Origin of the sequence: Marinomonas sp. KMM3893, assembly GCF_004352855.1 — a bacterium.
GTDB lineage: Bacteria > Pseudomonadota > Gammaproteobacteria > Pseudomonadales > Marinomonadaceae > Marinomonas > Marinomonas arenicola.
Genome location: NZ_SJSC01000001.1, coordinates 948,245 through 969,361, shown reverse-complemented (window position 1 = coordinate 969,361; position 21,117 = coordinate 948,245). Strand labels below are relative to the sequence as shown.

Here is a 21,117-nt window from a genome sequence, read left to right as displayed (position 1 = left end):
CAACACTGTTCAAAAAACAATCTATTCCAGATTTAGCCTTAATCGTTCCATTCATTCAAAAAACGCGGTTATTCTTCATAAAAGAGCGAAATAGGTGGTTTTTACAGACTTCTTATTTGTCACACAAAACCTATCGTTACCGGCCCATCAAGCAAATATTAACCCTTTTTATATCAAGTATTTAATCCCTCATAAACGAAAACAAAAGTTGGCGTGAGTCTTGAATAAGTTTGTGTGTCTTAACGAATTATTCGTGACTCTGTTCTTGCATTGGAATGCACTTAGAAGCCTGCAATATGGCTTTCTTAGCAAGGAGAGCAATACCGGCTGAGGGAATGTATGTCAGATTTTTATTGGTTATTGGTCGCATCGGCTTTGGTGTTTATGATGCAGGCGGGGTTTTTGTGCTTAGAAAGCGGCCGTATCCGCAGCAAGAATAGTATCAATGTCGCGGCGAAGAACATTTCAGATTTCATTATTTCCAGCGTGATATTTTGGCTCTTTGGCTTTGGCATCATGTTTGGAGAATCCAATTTAGGGCTGTTTGGCAGCAGCGAATTTGTCTTTGGCGAGGACAACTCTCCTTGGCAAATAAGCTTCTTTCTTTTTCAAATGATGTTTTGTGGCACCGCCGCAACACTCACCTCTGGTGCCGTTGCTGAGCGCATGACCTTTATGGGGTACTTGGCGATTACGGTCGTGCTCATTGTGCTTATCTATCCGGTAACGGGGCATTGGGCGTGGTCGGGAGCCTATGATTCACAAGCTCAACAGGGATGGTTAGAGTCACTGGGCTTTATTGATTTTGCAGGATCGACCGTGGTGCACTCTGTTGGCGGCTGGGTGGCGCTAGCGGCCATTATGATCATAGGACCTCGTCTAGGACGCTTTGAACAAGGTATTCGACTGCCTCCAGGCAACAACTTGCCCTTGTCTGCTTTGGGGGTGTTGCTGATTTGGTTTGGTTGGATTGGTTTTAATGGTGGCAGTACATTGGCACTGACCGATGATGTGCCGATTATTATTTTGAATACGTTTTTATCTGCTGTGTGGGGCGGTTTAATTGCGGCATTGATCAACTATGTACGAGATGGCTTTGTTGAGGTCGGGTTTATTTTAAATGGTACTATCGCAGGCTTGGTCGGAATCACGGCGTCTTGTCATGTGGTGTCACCGGCATCATCGGCGATTATTGGTGCCGTATCAGGAGGTATTGTGTATTACGGCAGCCTCTTAATGGAGCGGCTGCACCTTGATGATGCACTTGATGTGGTGCCCGCCCACCTCTTTGCTGGCATATGGGGCACGCTAAGCGTTGCCTTGTTTGGTGACGCAGACAAGATTCAAACAGGGCTAAGTTTTTACCAGCAGCTGGGTGTTCAATCGCTGGGTATTGTTGTGATTGGCGTGTACTGTTTTGTCGTCGCTTATGGTGCCATGTGGTTGCTTAATAAGGTGCTGCCACTGAGGGCGTCGAAGGAGCACGAAGAGCAAGGCATGAACGTGTCTGAACATAGGGCTACGACAGAGCTTTTTGATCTCTTAACCTCGATGCAATACCAGCAAAATAATGCAGATTTCTCTTTCCCCGTTCCTGAGGAACCGTTTACTGAAGTAGGGCAAATTGCTCATAAGTACAACCAAGTGATTGAGCGAGTAAACGGTGAAATAGCCCAGCGCGACGATGCTTTATTGCGCTTTCAAAAGAGCGAAAGGCGCAAAACCGCGATTCTTAATTCGTCGATGGATTGCATTGTGACTATTGATCAGCAAGGCGATGTGATTGAGTTTAACCCCGCTGCGGAGCGGACGTTTGGCTGCCTTAAAAAGCAGGTAGTAGGCAAAAGTTTTATTGATAGTTTTATTCTGGAAGAAGACAGATCTGCTATTTTGGAAAGCTTAGAAATAGGTTTTTCTTCCTCGATGGGGCTAGTACTTAACCGCCGTAACTCATTTCGTTTGCAAAGAGACCCACATAATCATTTCCCCGCTGAAATTGCGATTACAAAAACTGGCGTCGATAACAGTCGCGCCAGCAAAGAAGAATACACCCTTCATATTCGGGACGTTACACGGCAATTTAAACTTCAGGAAAGGCTGCGTTTTCTTGCCTATAGTGACCCATTAACCAGCTTGTACAATCGCACTTATTTGATGGATAAACTGGTCAGCGCACTGCTTTTCGCATCCAAGCAACATAGCCAAGTAGGCTTGTTATTTTTAGACTTGGACAAATTTAAAACCATCAATGACACCCTAGGTCATAAAGCGGGTGATGAGTTGTTATGCGAAGTGGCGGAGCGCCTAACTCAAGTCTCTGATGAATCCGATATGGTGGCTCGTTGGGGAGGCGATGAGTTTATTTTAATCATGACCCAAGATGTCTCTTATCAGTCTGCTAAAAAGCGTGCGGAATGTATTTTACAGGTAATGCGAGCGCCGGTTAACTTAAAGGGTCAGTTGTTAAACATACCAACCAGTATCGGTATTTCATTGTCTGATGGGGGAGCAACCGACGCCGACAAATTGATTCAGCAAGCGGACATTGCCATGTACTGGGCGAAGGAAAAAGGTCGAGACAATGCTCAGGTGTTTGCGCCAGAAATGGCGACCGTCGTCGTGAAAAAGTTTGGTTTTGAACAGGAGATGCATGAAGCGCTTGCGGCAGGACAATTTCGTTTAGATTATCAGCCAAAAGTGTGGATGGATAGTGAGCGTATTGTTGGCTTAGAAGCCCTGATTCGCTGGCATCATCCGACAAAAGGGTTGATTTCTCCTGCGGACTTTATCCCGATTGCAGAAGAGTCGAACCTGATTATCAAAATAGGCGAATGGGTCATTGAGGAGGCGCTAAGACAGCAAGCTGAATGGCGAGAAATGGGGCTGCGCTTAGTGCCCATTGCGGTCAATATTTCAGGACGTCATCTTGTGCTAGACAGTTTTGTTTCTTATCTCTCAAGCAAGCTGGAAGACTACGGGATTACTGGAGCTTTGCTGGAGATTGAAATTACCGAAAGCGTTCTATTGCAAGATATTGACCGCTGTATCGAGGTAATGGAAGCGCTAAAAGCGATGAATATTACTATTTCGGTTGATGATTTTGGTACTGGTTACTCTTCTTTGAGTTATCTAAAGCGGTTGCCTTTGGATGTGTTAAAAATAGACCAGTCGTTCGTAGAGGAATGTGGCAAGCACACTGAAGACACCACCATTTGTGAAACCATCATTCATTTAGCGCGCAATTTGAAGCTGGTGACGGTAGCGGAAGGTGTTGAGACGGCTGAGCAAGCGGCACTATTGAAACAAATGGGCTGTCTGATTTATCAAGGCTATTATTTTTACCGACCAATGCCCAGTTTAGACACGGCAGCGCTGCTGGATAAAGCCGATTAGGCCTATTTTTCTTTATTAATTAAAACAATTAGTTAAAAATAAATTATAACAACAGCTACAAAACTCATACGTTCTTTCTTAATGCTTACTTTGTCTTTAAATAGTGATATTGTTCTAAAATAATGACCAGTGTGACGTCTCGTTAATCTCTAGGTTCGACAGCAAACCTTTAGTACTGCATCCTCATTGCCATGAATGGAACGAGCGGTAACACTTGGCCTACGCCACATATTCGCGCTTTTGACAGGGATATTTTTATGAGCCGAGATACACTTCCAATCGAACACTTTTTTTATACCGAGCCCAGTTTAGAAAAAATCTTAGAAAACCTAGATGTTATTCGTCATCAAATTCACCCTGAGATCACAGATGATACGTCTGATTTTGAACAGAACTTCCCGTCGGTTTGTTTGGTTGGATTAGGCCGCTGTGGCTCTAACATCGCGTTAGAAGTTGCCACGTTAGTTTACAACGCTCGTACCAGCTATTTGAACGAAGTTGAGTATCATGAGAAGCAAGTGCTCGAAAATGAGCATAAGCCGATGCGCTGGATTCGAAAGCATCTACCGATGGATAAGAAGTCCAATACAACGCCTGTGTTTTTGATTGAACCTATTGTTTTATTGGGAGATTTAGACAAAGACATTGAAGGGCGCATTCGTTTCTCCAATCAGGAAGGGCGAGCACGCTTTTTAGAAGCGTATCGTAAACTGCAGATTATGGACCTCTCTGAGGTGCATGCTGGTGGAGCGGGTAATGCGCCAATTTTGGGTCAATATTTGGCCAAAATAATCCTCAACAAAGACACTTCCAGTTTTAAAAATGAGAAGTGGAGCCAATTGCATTCTTACCTAGTCGATTCCTGTGGCATTAAAGCGAATCAATCACGCCTGTACTTTTATATTTTTAGTGCGGGTGGTGGTACGGGGTCTGGCATGGCGTCTGAGTTTGGTTTGGCTCAACAGTTTTCCTATCTAAGTAAAACTTTTGATTATCGAGTGGAAGAGAAAAACGCGGTGGATAAACGCCACAGCTTTGTCTTCGAACCTATTTTTACCTCCGGTATTTGTATCTTGCCGAATATTTCAGGGCGCAATATCGATATCTCTGAGGCCTTGCACATTAATGCGGGTCGCTTGCTCACTAAGTACGTATCCGAAGAATGGGATTTCTCGTACAACGAAGAGCGTGATAATGACCAGGTGCCAGAAAACGTGATGCAACGTATTCGCCCTTGGAATTCCATGATGTTGATTTCTAACGATATCATGCGATATGCAGAAGAAGAGAATGGCAACGAAATCGATGATATCGATGTTAATACCATGGAGAAATATGCCAACCAGTACATTTCCCAACAGATCTTCAATATCTTAACAGCGCAGGCTGTTACCACGGATTACGATGAAGATTACTTCCGTCGTGCAGGAATTGATATCTCAGAAACCATTCGCCTCGATGCTAATGATTTGTTTATGAGTCTTGCCGGTCCGGTTGCTGTGGCGTATGCCGAAAGTGTGGTGCGTAATAATGGATTGAATAACGAAGTCGATATCGATGACCTATTTTGTCGCTCTATTGAGTTACCGCATTTCAATGACGATACTTCTGCGATAGAGGGCATCAGTGTATTGCCTGTGGAATCTGAGCGTTATCGCCAAGCGATCATGGAATATCGTAAAAGCGAGTATGATGCTAGCACGCTTAATCATCTTCACTTCTTTAAGAACTGTTCGTCCGTGGTGTCTATTATTTCTGTGCCGCGAGATTTCAAACTCTCGTTTACAGCGATGAACCGTCTAAAAGTCCATTTGAACCGCTTGTTTCCTAATACAACGTTGAAACGTTATGCCTTGGTTATAGGCGCGTCTGCTAACTTGTCCTTGACCACACTGGTCGCCAAAAGTCCGTGTTTAAGTGATGACTTCTTAACGCTAATGGTTGCGTATATGAAGCGCTGCTTCGCCCGTGATGAATATCGTTACACCGATGAAATTGATAATGCGGTGATTGGCTTTATTCAAAGCGATGAGTTTGATGAAGATATGGTGGATAAGTATTTTACCGAGTATGAAAATCCAGCCAAAATTCTGGATACAAATTGGTACGCGATTAAGCCAATGTATGAGAAAAAATACCGAGAGCTGATAGAAGACAACGATCGTTTTGTTTCTATTAACGATATTCGTCTCGACATTAAAAACGTGAAAAATGCGATTAAGTATTTACGTGAGATTTATCGCCATAGGATCAGTAAGACGAACATATTGTCCTTGAACTAAGCTATTGGTATGGAATGCGCCTTTTGTTAGGCCAAAATTTGTTAGGCCAAAAAAATCCCCTTTTAACGTCATCGTTAGAAGGGGATTTTTTTTGTCTTTGATATCGACAACCCACACTCTACTTAGGCGGGTTATCTCGATTACGCATGCTGTCAACCAAGGCTTTACCACGAGTTTTGTTCAGTGGTTTGATCTCATGGTGAATCGCTGTTTTAGCAATCATATTAGCGGCCACAGGGGCGGTAATAAGAAGGAACAGAGTAATCAGCAGTTCTTTAATGGAAACGAAGTCCTGCAAGTAACTCTGCAGAATCATTGATGCGATTAAGACACCAGTAATACCCAAGGTTGAAGCTTTGGTTGGGCTATGCAAGCGCATATAAATATCTGGTAAACGGGCCAATCCATAAGAGCCAACCAATAAGAAAAGGCCACCGATCAGCAATAAGACACAAACAATAATTTCGAGAAATAAAGGCATAACAAATCCTATTCTATGATGTCGCCGCGAAGTAAATACTTACTTAGTGCCGCGGTACTAACGAAGCCGAGCATGGCGATAAGTAAGGCGGCTTCGAAATACAAAGCACTTCCCATATACATGCCGTAGAGTAGAATCAAGGCGATGGTATTTATGTACATGGTGTCGAGGGCTAAGATTCGGTCCGAGACACTGGGGCCTTGTATTAAGCGCCATAAATTTAAGATCAGTGCGATACAAATGCAGACCGCAACAATGGTGATAGTCCAAATTAACATCCGAATATCTCCTTAATCGGGGCTTCATAACGCGTCTTAATTTCGTTGATTAAGGCCTTTTCATCGTCTAGGTGAAGGGCATGAATATACAGCCATGTTTTGTCTTTTGAGACTTCGGCACTAACGGTACCAGGTGTTAAGGACACCGTACTTGCGAGCACGGTAATGCCTAAGTCCGATGTCATATTAATGGGGATGGCCACGAACCCCGGTTGTAATTTTTTAATCGGGCCCACGATGAGCAAAGCGACCTCAACGTTCGCGACGACTATGTCTTTCATCACCATCAGTATGTAGCGGATGGCTAAAAAAGGTCGGCGAATTTTTGGGTGCTCATCGCGCATGTCTTTCACTAACCAAGGGATGGTGATGGCAAAAAACGTGGCGAGAACCATTTGCCCTGCACTCACCGAATTATTGAGCAGTAACCAAACAACAAACAACATCAGGCTGTGAAATGGCATTGGGAAAAATCTCATGGCGACACTCCTGGCAGTAAGTTATAAGCGGATGCTTGAAAGTCATGCAGATAGTGAGCAGCCTCCTGAGTATAAGCGGTCATGTCTCCCGCAAAAATAACCAGAACAGGGGAAGCAAGCAGTAGCAGAATAACCGCTGCAAGCTCCAATGGCTTAGCGGCTTCGCTTTCTGTTGATAAGTTTCCATTATGTCGCCAGAACAAGGTGGTACCTGCACGAGAGAAGGTAATCAGAGCGGCTAAGCTACCAAGCAATATCAACGGCCATAGCCATAATGACTCAGCCAATGATTGTGTGGCTTGGAGTATCATCACTTTGCCAATGAAGCCTGAAAAAGGTGGCATCCCTATGATGGATAACGCCGCAATAGAAAATAAAATCCCCAATATTCTTGGTTGTACGAATGGCCGTGAGCGCACAAATCTGTCTTCAGCTTGGCCGCGTTGTCTGGCCATGATGTCGGCAAGTAAGAAGAGCCCCGCAGACACCAGTGTACTGTGCACAAGATAGTAAAGAGCAGCAGACGTCGCTGTTTCTGAATTGATCGCCGCACACGCCAATAGGCTACCGCTAGACACGATAACAAGGTTGGCTGTGAGTGTTTTTAAGCCTGGGCTGGCAAGAATGCCAACAGCACCAATCGCAATTGTCAGCAAGGCCAGAGGCCATAACCAAGGTGTTGCTATATTCGCTAACGCGCCAGCGTGCTCGCCAAAGATAACCGTATAGACACGGAAAATACTGTAGATCCCGACCTTGGTCATAATGGCAAAAAGTGCCGCTACTGGCGCACTGGCGCTGGAGTAGGTTTTGGGTAGCCAGAAATGCAATGGCAACATCGCGGCTTTGAGACCGAATACAACCAATAGTAGCAAGGCGCCTGTTTTCGCTAGGGTGGCATTTTCAGCCTGTAAGCTGCCAACTTTGACGGCCAGATCGGCCATATTCAGTGTGCCGAGTGTGCCGTAAATGATGCCTAAACCAAATAAGAATAGACTGGAGCCAACCAAGTTTAGAATGACGTAATGCAGTGTTGCTTGAGTGCGTTGTTTTCCTCCGCCATGAATCAACAGGGCGTACGAAGCAATTAATAACACTTCAAAAAATACGAAGAGGTTAAAGATATCGCCAGTCAGAAAAGCGCCGTTAATGCCCATTACTTGAAACATAAATAATGGGTGGAAGTAGGCGCCGTTTTTGTCCTGTCCATTCATTGCATAGAGCATGACGGAAAAGGCCAAAAAGGAGGTCAGGGCGACCAGCAATACAGAGACTGGATCAGCCACCAGAACGATACCAAAGGGTGGCTGCCACTCGCCTAAAGCGTACAGGTGGACACCCTCTGATTGCACTTGGTAGAGCAGATAAAAGGCTGAGATCAGCAGTAAGAACAAACCAATGATAGCGGCAATACGCTGTCTGTTAATGTGCTTAGACAGCGGCGGTAAAAGCAGTGCGGCACCGAAGATTAGTGGGATTAAAATGGGCAAAATGCTCAAATGCTGCATCTATTTCGCCCCTCCTGTTTTTTGAGATAGTGAGCTTTTGGGTTGGGGTATTTGCCCGTCAACATGGTCATTTCCTAAATCCGCTCTGGCGCGCATGGCCAAAATGACCGCGAACGCCGTCATGGCAAAGCCGATTACAATCGCGGTTAATACGAGTGCTTGAGGCAGGGGGTCGCCATAGTGTTCTGATTCGCCTAATACCGCGGCGGCGTTCAATTTCAAACGGCCGCTGGCAAATAAGAATAAATTCACTGCGTAGGAGAGCAAGGTCAATCCAACAACCACAGAGAAACTACGGCCTCTTAATGTTAAAAACACACCGCAGGCGGTCAGTAGTCCAACGCTAAATGCGTACATACCTTCCATAATTAATCATGCTCCTTTTGCGTAGCGCGTTCGCTGGTGGTGAGCTGACCTAGATTGGCCAGAATCAGCATGGTGGCGCCAACCACGGTTAAAAATACGCCGAGGTCAAAGATCATTGCACTGGCGAGTTCAAATTTGCCAATGACAGGTAAATAAAAGTAATCGAACCAAGAGGTTAGGAATGGGTGCCCAAAGACCCAGCTGCCTAGACCGCTGAGTGTCGCGATGCTAATACCGCTGCCTATCATTATCTGGTAGTCCAATTTCAGTCGCTGTTTGATCCAGTTAACACCGTGAGCAATGTACTGCTGGATAATGGCAACCGAGGTGATGAGACCCGCAATGAAGCCACCGCCAGGCATGTTGTGGCCGCGTAGGAAAATATACGCAGACACCAGCAGGGCTAATGGCAATAGACTTTGTGAGATAACCGCGAGCAGAAGAGGGTATTTGTCTTCAGACCACGCACGTCCTTTTCCATCGCTGGAGGGCATATATAAGCGCATTCTGGCAATTAACTTATAAATCCCCAGAGCAGCAATACCCAGTACGGTTATTTCGCCTAAGGTATCAAAGCCACGGAAGTCGACCAAAATAACGTTAACAACGTTGGTACCACCACCGCCTGTCTTACTGTTCTCCAGAAAGAAGGTCGAGATGGTATCCAAGGGGCGTGTCATCAAGGCATAACAAATAGTACCGACCGTGCCGCCGACAAACGCCGCCAAACCAAGATCACGTACGACCCGTCGAGGAGACGATTCTTTAGGGGTTTTCTGAGGCAAGAAAAACAACGCTAAGATCAACAAAATAACGGTCACAACTTCGACTGATAGTTGAGTCAAAGCCAAGTCTGGTGCTGAGAACTTAGCGAACGCCAAAGAGACAATCAAGCCGACAACAGACAGCATTAAAAGAGATATCAAACGTCGTCTGTGCCAGATAACCGTTGCGACACCAGCAATACAGAGTAGTGCTACGGATGTGACAGAGATAGCGTCTATCGGTATTTCAGGACGCAAGCCCGCGGTCGTGTTCAGTTGCAGTAATGGGACCGCCGTCATCGAAATGGCGAGCAATAAGGCAAAAAAGATATAGCGTTGCAGCGATCCATTTTCCGTTAGGGTGATGAACTTTTGAGCCTTGTGGGCGAGAGATTGAATGATACTCTCAAACACCAGTTTGGGATCGCTAACGGGAAATTGCGCTTGGAATTTAAAGAAATGATGGCGGTTGGTATAGATGATTAAACCGCCTACCATCGCAATCCCACTCATTAGCAGAGGATAGGTGAAACCATGCCAGATCGCTAAACTGTAATGAGGCACCTCTCCATTTAGTACCGCAGTCGCCGCAGAGTAGAGTAAATCGCCAACAACAAGAGTTGGGAAGATACCTACTAGCAGACACAAGGCGACTAAAATCTCTACTGGCACTCGCATATAGCGTGGTGGCTCATGAGGTGTTTTAGGCAAGTTAATTGGCTCACCATTAAAGAAAACATCATGAATAAAGCGCATTGAGTAGGCGACAGAAAAGACTCCGCCCAAGGTCGCTAATACCGGAATCATCCATGATAGAGAGCCAATAGAAGCTTGATGCAATGTTTCAGTAAAGAACATTTCTTTGGATAAGAAGCCATTTAGCAAAGGAACACCCGCCATCGATGACGCAGCGACCATGGCCAGTGTTGCCGTAAATGGCATGTATTTCCACAACCCGTTGAGTTGTCTCATATCGCGTGAGCCGGACTCATGGTCAATGATGCCTGCCGCCATAAAGAGCGACGCTTTAAAAATAGCGTGGTTAATAATATGGAAGATAGCCGCGACAGCCGCCAAGTCGGTTCCCATACCTAACAGTAGGGTTATTAACCCCAAATGACTGATGGTTGAGTTAGCGAGTAACCCTTTTAAGTCATGTTGGAAGAGTGCCACATAAGCACCGGTTAAAAAGGTAGCTAAGCCCGTTAGGCTGACTAATAAGAACCAGAGGTCGGTATCGGCTAGCGCAGGGTAAAAGCGAGCCATCAGGAAGATCCCTGCTTTTACCATGGTGGCTGAGTGTAAGTACGCACTTACCGGTGTCGGTGCAGCCATGGCATTTGGTAGCCAAAAGTGAAAAGGGAATTGGGCTGATTTGGTAAACGCACCAAGTAGAACCAGCACAGTGATCACTGGGTAACTGGCGCTGGCCTTAATTAAATCGCCACTATCAAGGACCGTTTGTAGGCTATAGCTGCCGACTGTATGTCCCAATAATAGTAATCCGGCCAACAAGGCTAGACCGCCAGCGCCGGTGACAGTCAATGCCATTCGCGCCCCTTTACGAGCGTCGGCTTTGTGTCCCCAGAAGCTAATCAGCAAGAAAGAGCTAATACTTGTTAGCTCCCAGAAAAACCAAAGTTGAATTAGGTTATCTGATAACACCACACCTAGCATGGCGAACATAAAAAGGATCAAGTAAGCGTAGAATTTTCCGATCGAATCTTGAGCCGATAAATAGTACCGAGCATACAGAATGACCAGCAGACCAATGCCAAGAATAAGTATCGAGAAAAGAAGAGACAGTCCGTCTAACCGAAAAGCCAGCTCTAAGCCTATGGCAGGAACCCAAGGCAGTGATGAAAAGAAGCGCTCGCCGGAAAAAATATCACCTGCATGGGACAGGATGAGCAATAGCGTAATCGCAGGCAGAGCGGCGGTCATAAAGGCACAAGCCGTACGACTAAGACGCGCTGAAAATAAAGGGACTAATGTGCCGAGTAATGGAAGAAATGGGAGCCAAATCAAAGAGTTCAATTTTTTGCTCCTCTCGTTGAGTGCGGTGGGATTCGGGTCGCATCCGTATGTGACATAGCGATTCAAGGTTCCTTAAAATGACATGTTTGTACTATAGCGAAGCTTTACCTTGACGGATAGTTAAGAGATTGCTTTTCCGTCAGATAAAGAACGAATAAGAAGTTAAAATAGTGATTAAAATCAATTAAGTGAAATGGCTTTATTTCGAAGTCATATCCTTTTCTCTTATATCTCCTGCTGACGGAGGAGGTCACAGTCGTTGACGTAATCTGTGCTGTTTTCGTAGGTGTGTAAGCTGAAAGAGTAAATAAATCACCTTTGATGTTTGCTCAAATTTTTCATCTGCATGGAAAACTTTCATAGTTAAGACTGGCGGTGATATTAAAAGTTCAGCCAAGCAGGCAACTATTAGCGAAGGGCGATACATTTTGTGTGGTCTAACGCGACCTTGGTTTAGATAGGAGGAGATAAGGCAGGCATTCAGTTAAATAGCGAGCAATGCCTATTTACTGGCATTGCTCGCTATTCGTCACTAAGTGCTTTTATTATGTTATTGGAAAAAGTGCCATATAACACTGTTGCTCGATCCCATGCTCCATAAGATCACCACAAGCGCTAATAAAACTTCTAATACTAAAACCCCAATACCCAAGGTGGTACTGGACAAAATAAAGCCTTGTTTATGACTAATGCCTAAAAAGCTAGGCGTGCCTTTATAAAGTAGGTAGCCGGTGTAACAAACCCCTATAACGCAGGCTAGGGCACATAGCCAGATAATAGGATACAGAGCAAACAGCCCGCTTAAAAACATAGGTGTAGCGATATAACCTGCAAACACAATGCATTCATGACGACTAGGTCGGGTAGAGTATCTCGCGGCCATCCAATGAATTAAGCTGCCGACCAGAGCGACGGCCACCAAAATCAGTGCATAAAATAGAATACCAAGCGTGAGACCATTAACTAATGATACTTTGATGGCTTCTTCGCCACCAAACGTCCAACCGAATTGTGTGGTACCAATAAAGGTACTAACGACTGGAATGGCAGCTAGCCAAAGCACATGGTGAGTGTATAAGTGACTAACTGTTTCGTGTTCTTTGTTTATTTCGCGCCATTCGCGGTCTGGATGATGGATTAAACCCCATACATGATTGATCATGGATTCCCCCTCGCTTTTCGAAAAAAGCCTATTGGATTTGGAAAACAACCTATTTATAAGGTAGCGATCACTCGTCACCTTAGTTTTCAGTATAGGTAGTTACGCCCAAAAAGCGCAAAGGGGTCACATTTTTTCTTGTAAAGTATCATTTACGTTGAAATGTACGGTCAGCTCTAGGTATGGCATCACTGCTGACAACGATAACTCTCTGGCATGGTGACTGAGTATTGCTTATCCACCGGAGTCTTAAAATTGGTTCTAGCAATCGCATCTGAGGCTAGGAACTGATAGATCTTCCATTGAGAACAATCCTCATGAACAACTGTGCTTGTGACATTTAGAACAGGGCTTTTGTGCTGGTCTTGCAATATAAAATTGAAGGTGTAGACATTCGTAGGCGTGCTGACAGAGCGATAGCCACTGACCATAGGTGCATTGAAGTAATAATGAGTGGTGCAGACTCTATTGTTGTTTTTATTCTGATGGCAAACAACATAGGGCGTGCCTCTTTCGCGAGTAAAAACCGGCACAGTTTGTATTTGATTTTCCTCTTTGGAGGTGAAGTTGACTATGAGTGTGTAATCTGGCGATGTCATCTGCTCTGATATATTGCTAAATCCTAGTTGATTAAATGCATGGATAATATCGGGCATATAGCGTTTATTAGTAAGTTCATCCCCATCTTCGTTTGATTGAACCAAAATAGCAGAGGATTTAGCTATCTCTATGCTGGTGTCTACATTGCTTAAGTAGCGCCCAGATAGAGTGACATTGGATGTGCAGCCACTCAGCACTGTCATCAATACAACCAATAGTAAAATGTTTTTCATGATTCCCCCTCCTTTGTGCGTCTGCAGCCCTGCCTTGTCTAATGAAAATATAGAATAAACTAAGCGCAGAAGAATTACTTGTGGTGTTACACGGTGCTGCGTAATTCTTACAGTCCCCCTAAAAAGCAGGCATGCCTGTAAGTTATTTTATATGTGCTAAGACACGAGTGCGGGTGAGAGTTTGCATTTCTATTGGTGGCTTGGGTGAGCTATACAACGGCGTTTAAAGCAGCCTGAGCTATTTTGTCTTGTCAGAAAGGCAATGGATCGTGGGAGGTTATCTAGATAGAGGCTTTGGGTTCATTAAGTTTGGATAAGAAATGAAAAAGCCAGGGTGGGTTACCACACTGGCTTATTAAGGCTTTCATTCTTTCTCAGAATGGGGTCTTACTGGCTGAACAACTTAGTTCAGTTTGTTTTGCAAGAACTCTGCGCGTTGGCTGTTTTCAGCAGAAGCTTTTTTCGTTAGATCAAATGCAGCGTTGTTTGCAAGGCTAACATTCACTTCTTGGGCTTGGGACTCTAAAGAGTGAGTCTGACCACGAGTTTCTTTGCCGTAAGTTGCATCGCCTGGTGCCGCTAGTGCTACAGAAGCAATTGAAGATGCTGCTAGGAAAGTAAGAGCGCTTTTAGTAAAAGTATTCATAATTAATCACCTTAATATAATTTGTTTGGGCAGATTGTCTGCTGTGTTTCTATGTTTTAAATAATAACAGTTAAATTTAAAATAAAAAGGGATTGAGGGGCACTGTCACTTTACATTCAATAATTCAAATTATTATGCAATGTTTCTAGAAATAAGAACGGCGTGTATTTTAGAGTTAAGAAGTAACTGGATTGAAGAGAAATATAGGCTGGCTATTATCTTGATAGTCAGAGGCGATGACTTGGTCTAGACAGCTATTGTTTAAAAATGAAAAAGCCAGCGTGGAATACCAAGCTGGCTTATTAAGGCTTCTATTCCATATTAAAATGGAAGTTTAAAAATGAACTTATTAGTTCAATTCGTTTTGTAAGAACTCAGCACGATGGCTGTTTTCAGAAGAGGCTTTTTGAGTTGGTGCAAACGCAGCATTGTTTTCAATGCCAACATTAACGTTTTGTGCTTGAGACTCTAAAGAATGAACTTGGTTGCGAGTAGATTGACCATAAGTTGCATCGCCAGGTGCTGCAAGTGCAACAGAAGCAATGGAAGAAGCCGCTAGGAAAGTAACAACGCTTTTAGTAAAAGTATTCATAATTAATCACCTTAATATAATTTGTTTGGTCAGATTGTCTGCTGTGTTTCTATGTTTTAAATAATAACATTAAAAAATTAAATAAATAGAGGGAAAGGGGCGGTGTCTTTTTATATCCAACTATTCAAAAAACAATGCAATATCTTTAAAAATACGCACGGTTTGTATTTTTATGTTTCTGAAGTTGAGATGGCGAGAGGTGGTAAACAGAAGGTTTTATGATTTCGTCGAGAGGTGTCGCCGATGGAAGTAAGTGCTTACTGCAATGTTAGGTGTTGTTTTTATGGGATAATACGTAAAAGTCCAGCATAGAAGACTATGCTGGATTCTTTTAAGGCTTTCGTTTTATCTAAGAATGATAAATTACTTTTTAAACCTTAGTTTAGTTCGTTTTGTAAAAACTCAGCGCGGTGACTGTTTTCAGAAGACGCTTTTTGCGTTGGTGCAAAGGCGGCATTGTCTTCAAGGCTTACATTAATATCTTTTGCTTGGGATTCTAAAGAATGCAATTGACCGCGAGTAGATTGACCATAAGTGGCGTCACCTGGTGCTGCTAGTGCAACAGAAGCAATGGAAGAAGCTGCTAGAAAAGTAAGAGCGCTTTTAGTAAAAGTATTCATAATTAATCACCTTAATATAATAAGTTTAAGCAGTTTGTCTGCTGTGTTTCTATGTTTTAAATAATAGCATTAAAAACTTAAATAAATAGAGGCTAAGGTGAGATGTCACTTTACATTCAATTAATCAAGATAATGTGAAATATTTCTAGAAATAAGAATGGTACCTTTTAAAATGAAAAAGCCAGCATGGTTCCCCATGCTGGCTTATTAAGGCTTTCATTCTATATTAGAACGATGACTAAGGGGTTACCCTTAGTTTAGTTTGTTTTGTAAAAACTCAGCGCGCTGGCTGTTTTCAGCAGAGGCTTTTTGAGTTGGTGCAAATGCAGCATTGTCTTCAAGGCCAATATTGATGTCTTTTGCTTGAGACTCTAAAGAGTGAACTTGGCCGCGAGTAGATTGACCATAAGTTGCATCACCTGGTGCTGCTAGTGCAACAGAAGCAATGGAAGAAGCTGCTAGGAAAGTAAGAGCGCTTTTAGTAAAAGTATTCATAATTAATCACCTTAATATAATAAGTTTAAGCAGATTTTCTGCTGTGTTTCTATGTTTTAAATAATAACATTAAAAATTTAAATAAATAGAGGTTAAGGTGCAGTGTCACTTTACATTCAACTATTCAAATAACGATGCAATATCTTTAAAAATAAGCACGGATTGTTGCCTTCATGTTAAGGCTGGTTTTATTAGAAAAGTAAGGGTGGTTACAGGTCATTGTTTTTATTGGCTTTTATAAAAATTAGTACCAATCCTCTTTGTTACGCTTGAATAGGGTGATGGGTTCTATGATTAGGAAACATGATTTTTTGTAAGGTTAAGAGGAGGAAGCGGCAATCTAATTGCGCAAGAGCACTTTAATTTCTTATGAAAATCGAGCATAGGTAGCCGACAATCACTTTTTGGAATGGCCGTTCTGGAAGCAAAGGTCAGTGACACTTATATGGCCTTCCAATGTGCATAAATTAAGTAACTTCTCATGTCGTTTGAAAAACCGTCCATCACTATGATTAATGTAGGGCTTGAAGCTATTTGTGTTGTTGGATATGGCCATAAAAGGGGGTCAAAGAGAAGGCTTAATTGATGGGCTTAAAAGGCGGGTAAACGGCCTGTTTATAGGCCTTCTATCCTAAAATCTCTGCTAATTATTGATGATATATGGAACTAAGTTAGGCCTTATCTTCCATTGTGATCATGACACTTTCTCCTTATTAAAAAAGCCTATCTGCACCGTCAAGTAGCCGCTACCTACACTTCACTGATCTCGTTTTTATATGGCCTAAGGGGAAAGTGGGGGCTTTGTATCTTGAGGCGCTGCGGGGAAATATTGATCCCCAGTCAAAGGCTAAATTCTTATCTAAGAATTAGAGAAAAACATTAATTTTCAATTGCTTACTTTGTGACAAAAGCATAAGTGCTTTTTTTATTATATATTAATTTATGTTTTTTGATATTCAATATTGAGAATTCTCTTGTTTTTAAATTCGCATTTTAGTCAATGTTTTCATGTCTTTTGTTATTTGTTAATGAGGTTTGACTTTGAATTTATTATCAGGTAAATCTGATTCGTGCGCACAGCAAGGTAAGAATAAATGAGCGGTAAAACGGATAAATATTAAAGTATTGCCAATCTACTCCATCAAAATAAAACCAATAAGCACTCTCCATTTTAACGTCGTTGGAGAAGGAGACATAAGACATGAGAACAATCATAAGTCTATTACTTGTGGTGATCACAACGATTACTTCGAGCATGGCACTTGCCGTCGATACGCCTGAAACGGCACTGTTAAAAGCGCGGAACGCAGAATTCCAAAAAGACACAGTCCATGTTGCGGATAATGTTTATACCTTTACAGGTTATTCGGTGCAGCCTGTTTCTATGATTGTCGGAAAAGACGGCCTTGTTATCGTCGACACCGGCATAGATACCGCCTCCGCCAAAAAAGTATTAGCCGCAATGCGAAAAATAACAGCGCTGCCGATTAAGGCGATTCTGATAACGCACGGGCACAGTGATCATATTGGTGGGATTCCTGTTTTTGCAGCAGAAGGGCACCCACAGATTTGGGCTCGGAGTAACTTTCGTGATGAGGCTCATGCCTTTAAGCGAGAAGGTTTAACCATCAATAGGATTCGTGGTGCGAGACAAGGTGGCTTTTTATTACCACCAGAGAAAAGGATAAATAATGGTATAGCGCAAGCGTATTACCCGAAACACTCGCTTGAAGTATTTGGTACAAAAGCCACAGCTATCCAACCAAATCATCATTTAGGCAGCACACGAGAATTAATAGAGGTGGCTGGAATTAGTTTGGAATTAGTGCCTATTAATGGAGAAACAAAAGACGCCATGTACATTTGGTACCCGGCTAAGCGCGTCTTGTTCTCTGGTGATTTCTTCTACAGTTCTTGGCCTAACCTTTATGCTATTCGAGGATCAGAATACCGCGATGTGCAGTCTTGGATCAGTGGCCTTAACCAAATGTTGAAAGAAAAACCTGAAAAGCTAGTACCTGGGCACACGCGACCTATTACGGATAAAGCGGAGGTCATGGACAGATTGACGAATTATCGCGACGCCGTGCAGTATGTTTTTAACAAAACAATCGAAGGCATGAACAAAGGGATGACGCCGGATGAATTAGTAGAGTATGTGAAGTTACCACAGAAGTATGCGGATAAAGATTATCTCAGAAACTACTACGGTAATATTCAGTGGGCAGTGCGTTCCATCTTTGCTGGTACTTTGGGGTGGTTCGATGGTAACCCGACGCACCTATTTTCCTTACCGGTTAAAGCAGAAGCTGAGCGAATGGCGACTTTGGCGGGAGGCAAAGCTAAATTAGAGCAAGCCACGCTTGATGCATTAAAAAATAAGGATTATCAGTGGGCGGCACAATTAGCAGACCAACTTATAGTGCTTGAGCCATCAACAGGCAAACCTAAATTAATGAAGGCCGAAGCTCTTGAAGGGCTTGCTAAGCACTTACTCACCGCTACAGGGCGAAATTACTACCTAACCTGTGCCCAAGAGTTGCGTAAAGCAGCCGAAAAGCACAGCGTAAAATAGACAAAAAAAGGGAAGCCATTAGGCTTCCCTTTTTTATTGGCATACAAACTGTGTGTCGTTTGTGTGCCCCGACCTCATTTTAAAAAGTGCAAACCCTTTTAAAATCAAGCCTTTAAGTGGTGGAGATGGGGGGATTCGAACCCCCGTCCGCCAGTCCTCTGCCATCGGCTCTACATGTTTAGTCACTTCTATTATTTGACCACGAACCGCCCGAAGGACAGGGTGTTAATGGCGAGCCTACTTAATCTTAGAACCTTATCCCTAGGCGGGGCATCGGTTAGCATCCTGTAATTTATGATACTGCAGAATCTCTGGCTACAAGCAACCTGAGGGCAGCACACTAGCAGCGGTTTAGGCTGCTAAAGCGTAGTTTTCGTCGTTTGCGACTATAAAATTGATGCGGGGGATTTACGAGATCACGCATCACTCTCGACATGCACCTCAGGGTTTGTAACCGGCGTCGAAACCAAGTCATCCCCAAAGTTGGTATTATTCTAACGGAAACAATGTGCTTTCGCTAGAGATAACGGGTATCTCTGCGCTTTGTTCTTATTTACTCACACTATTCTGTGAACAGCGTCAGCTAAGATTAAGCACTGTGTTTCATTAGGCGTTCTTTGTCTCGCGACCAATCACGATCTCGTTCTGTGCCGCGTTTGTCATGGTCTTTTTTACCGGTAACCAAGGCAACTTCACATTTGATTTTATTGCCTTTCCAGTACAGAGCCATGGCCGCGCAGGTTTTACCCTTTTGCTCAGTAACTTGTATGATTTTCTCGAGCTCTTTGCGGTTGAGCAGCAATTTACGCTGGCGCATTGGCTCACATACAACGTGTGTAGAGGCGCTTAAAAGTGGCGTAATACGCGCACCGACAAGCCACGCTTCGTTTTGGTGAATGATAACGAAGGCGTCAACTAATTGGGCTTTACCTTCGCGCAGGCTTTTGACTTCCCATCCAGATAAAACCAGTCCGGCTTCGAACTTCTGGTCAACGAAGTAGTCAAATTTTGCACGTTTATTAAGCGCGATAGTGCCCGTGCTATTGGATTTTTTCTTTACTTTACTCATAGTTGGAAATTATACGGTCGATAGCGGCAAAAACCTATGCTTTTCTTGAGGTATGCGCCTTAATGTTAGAAAATTCGCCCTCAGTAAATAAAATCATCATGATGAGCTTCGAATGACTGCGGTAAGCTTTCTTTCTCATCTTTAATTATCTAAACGCTACTGAGTAGTGAGAGCTAAATTTATGCCCGAAAGTCGATGTTTACAAGGTATATGGTCTAGTCCGTGGATATTTATTTTTGCCGCGAGCGGATCAGCTGTTGGCTTGGGGAATATTTGGAAATTTCCGTACCTAATAGGAGAGAATGGCGGCGGCGCTTTTCTGCTTATTTATTGTGCTTGCTTACTGTTGGTCGGCCTGCCTATCCTAATGGCTGAAGTAGCACTAGGTCGTACCGTACGCTCAAACCCGATAGACACCATTAATGATCTTAGTGAACGTCGTGTGATTCACCGCTTTTGGGTTGTTGTTCCCTGGATTGCAGGGCTCACTGGCTTTCTCATCCTGACTTTCTATAGCGTCATTGCTGGCTGGTCCATTGGTTACTTTGAACGCGCCATCTCGGGGGATTTTGTGAATATCTCCCAAGCCGATGCCGCGAGCATGTTTGATCATTTATTGGCGTCCCCTGGTGAAATGCTACTATGGCACTCGATATTTGTAGGACTGGTCGTATTAACCGTAGGGCAGTCAGTGACGCGTGGACTGGCGGCCTTGGTGCGAATTTTATTGCCTGTTTTGATCGTCGTTATGCTGATATTGGCGGGGTTCTCTCTGGAAGAGGGAGAAGCGCTTGAAGCCATTCACTTCTTGTTTCGTTGGTCTTGGCAAGACATCACTTTTGGTGTGGTGTTATCCGCCATTGGTCATGCCCTGTTTAGCTTAAGTGTGGGAATGGGTGCTATGTTTGCTTACGGTGCATACATGAGTAAGCGGATGTCCATTGCCCGAGCCTGTTCTGCGGTGGTAGCGATTGACCTGATTGTGTCTGTATTGGCCTGTTTGGTGATTTTCCCTTTGGCTTTTGCGTTCCATATAGATCTGGATTCAGGGCCTAGTTTAGCGTTTGTGTCCTTGCCTATTATTTTTGGTAGTTTGCCAGCAGGGCAGTTGATAGGCGGCTTCTTTTTTCTCTTATTGGTGATTGCTGCACTGACTTCGGCAATCTCTATGTTAGAACTGTTTGTTGCTTGGTTGCATGAGAAGTTTTACATTGCGCGTTTTAAAGCGGCTTTGTTGTTAGGCGGCGCCATTTGGTTTGTTGGTATTGCGGTGCTTTTATCGTTTAACCATTGGGATAGAAAAGTGCTGTTTGGCCTCAATTTCTTTGAGTTGCTTGATCAGCTAACCTCTTTGATTATGCTGCCGTTGGGGGCGATTTTATTGTCTGTGTTGGTGGCGTGGTTTATCCCTCGTACCGTATTACGCAACGAGATGATTACTCGCCAAGTTAGCCACTTCAAAATATGGTATGGCGTTTTAAAATATATCAGTATTCCTGTGCTTATCGTCATTACTGTCGCAGGTTGGATAGGAGTTTGA

General features: G+C 43.6%; 17 protein-coding genes and 1 other RNA gene. 4 read left to right on the top strand and 14 right to left on the bottom strand.

Annotation, left to right across the window (positions count from 1 at the left end; genetic code table 11):
• Positions 1–339 precede the first annotated feature (339 nt).
• Entirely contained in the window at positions 340–3,393 is a 3,054-nt protein-coding gene (amt, locus tag E0D71_RS04425; protein WP_133002063.1) for an ammonium transporter, read from the top strand.
• A gap of 257 nt (positions 3,394–3,650) precedes the next feature.
• Positions 3,651–5,675 (top strand): hypothetical protein, encoded by a 2,025-nt coding sequence (locus E0D71_RS04420; protein WP_133002062.1) that lies wholly within the window; start codon positions 3,651–3,653, stop codon positions 5,673–5,675.
• A 118-nt stretch (positions 5,676–5,793) separates the two neighbouring features.
• Here E0D71_RS04420 and E0D71_RS04415 read toward each other — a convergent pair whose 3' ends face one another.
• The 12 genes from E0D71_RS04415 to E0D71_RS04360 all read right to left on the bottom strand — a co-directional run bounded on the left by E0D71_RS04415 (position 5,794) and on the right by E0D71_RS04360 (position 15,933).
• Entirely contained in the window at positions 5,794–6,156 is a 363-nt protein-coding gene (locus E0D71_RS04415) for a Na+/H+ antiporter subunit G (protein ID WP_133002061.1), read from the bottom strand.
• Between the two features lie 8 nt (positions 6,157–6,164).
• Positions 6,165–6,434, bottom strand: coding sequence for a K+/H+ antiporter subunit F (locus tag E0D71_RS04410; protein ID WP_133002060.1), 270 nt, complete (start codon positions 6,432–6,434; stop codon positions 6,165–6,167).
• The gene (locus E0D71_RS04405; protein WP_133002059.1) at positions 6,428–6,913 is read right to left on the bottom strand and encodes a Na+/H+ antiporter subunit E; all 486 of its coding nucleotides are present in this window, start codon (positions 6,911–6,913) and stop codon (positions 6,428–6,430) included. The genes E0D71_RS04410 and E0D71_RS04405 overlap by 7 nt, the downstream gene beginning before the upstream one ends.
• Positions 6,910–8,421, bottom strand: coding sequence for a monovalent cation/H+ antiporter subunit D (locus tag E0D71_RS04400; protein ID WP_133002058.1), 1,512 nt, complete (start codon positions 8,419–8,421; stop codon positions 6,910–6,912). The genes E0D71_RS04405 and E0D71_RS04400 overlap by 4 nt, the downstream gene beginning before the upstream one ends.
• The gene (locus E0D71_RS04395; protein WP_133002057.1) at positions 8,422–8,787 is read right to left on the bottom strand and encodes a Na+/H+ antiporter subunit C; all 366 of its coding nucleotides are present in this window, start codon (positions 8,785–8,787) and stop codon (positions 8,422–8,424) included.
• A 2-nt stretch (positions 8,788–8,789) separates the two neighbouring features.
• Positions 8,790–11,588: a monovalent cation/H+ antiporter subunit A gene (locus E0D71_RS04390; protein WP_133002056.1), complete on the bottom strand. Its 2,799-nt coding sequence runs from the start codon at positions 11,586–11,588 to the stop codon at positions 8,790–8,792.
• A gap of 550 nt (positions 11,589–12,138) precedes the next feature.
• Positions 12,139–12,750 carry a Yip1 family protein gene (locus tag E0D71_RS04385; RefSeq protein ID WP_133002055.1) on the bottom strand — a complete coding sequence of 204 codons (612 nt, stop codon included), beginning with the start codon at positions 12,748–12,750 and terminating at the stop codon, positions 12,139–12,141.
• Positions 12,751–12,935: 185 nt separating this feature from the next.
• A complete protein-coding gene (locus E0D71_RS04380; RefSeq protein ID WP_133002054.1) occupies positions 12,936–13,580 on the bottom strand; it encodes a hypothetical protein in 645 nt (214 codons plus the stop codon).
• 403 nt (positions 13,581–13,983) lie between these two features.
• Positions 13,984–14,226 carry a hypothetical protein gene (locus E0D71_RS04375; RefSeq protein ID WP_133002053.1) on the bottom strand — a complete coding sequence of 81 codons (243 nt, stop codon included), beginning with the start codon at positions 14,224–14,226 and terminating at the stop codon, positions 13,984–13,986.
• A 349-nt stretch (positions 14,227–14,575) separates the two neighbouring features.
• A complete protein-coding gene (locus E0D71_RS04370) occupies positions 14,576–14,818 on the bottom strand; it encodes a hypothetical protein (protein ID WP_133002052.1) in 243 nt (80 codons plus the stop codon).
• 377 nt (positions 14,819–15,195) lie between these two features.
• Positions 15,196–15,438, bottom strand: coding sequence for a hypothetical protein (locus E0D71_RS04365; protein WP_133002051.1), 243 nt, complete (start codon positions 15,436–15,438; stop codon positions 15,196–15,198).
• A gap of 252 nt (positions 15,439–15,690) precedes the next feature.
• Complete coding sequence (locus tag E0D71_RS04360) at positions 15,691–15,933, bottom strand: hypothetical protein (protein WP_133002050.1); 243 nt, start codon at positions 15,931–15,933, stop codon at positions 15,691–15,693.
• A gap of 1,201 nt (positions 15,934–17,134) precedes the next feature.
• On the opposite strand from E0D71_RS04360, the gene E0D71_RS04355 reads away from it, so the two are divergent.
• Positions 17,135–18,508, top strand: a complete 1,374-nt coding sequence (locus E0D71_RS04355; RefSeq protein ID WP_133002049.1) for an alkyl/aryl-sulfatase — start codon at positions 17,135–17,137, stop codon at positions 18,506–18,508.
• Positions 18,509–18,625: 117 nt separating this feature from the next.
• Here E0D71_RS04355 and ssrA read toward each other — a convergent pair.
• Positions 18,626–18,987: a transfer-messenger RNA gene (gene ssrA / locus E0D71_RS04350) on the bottom strand.
• 110 nt (positions 18,988–19,097) lie between these two features.
• Entirely contained in the window at positions 19,098–19,577 is a 480-nt protein-coding gene (gene smpB, locus E0D71_RS04345) for an SsrA-binding protein SmpB (RefSeq protein ID WP_133002048.1), read from the bottom strand.
• A gap of 181 nt (positions 19,578–19,758) precedes the next feature.
• Between smpB and E0D71_RS04340 the strand changes: the two genes are divergently transcribed.
• On the top strand, positions 19,759–21,117 hold the full coding sequence (locus E0D71_RS04340) for a sodium-dependent transporter (RefSeq protein ID WP_133002047.1): 1,359 nt from the start codon (positions 19,759–19,761) through the stop codon (positions 21,115–21,117).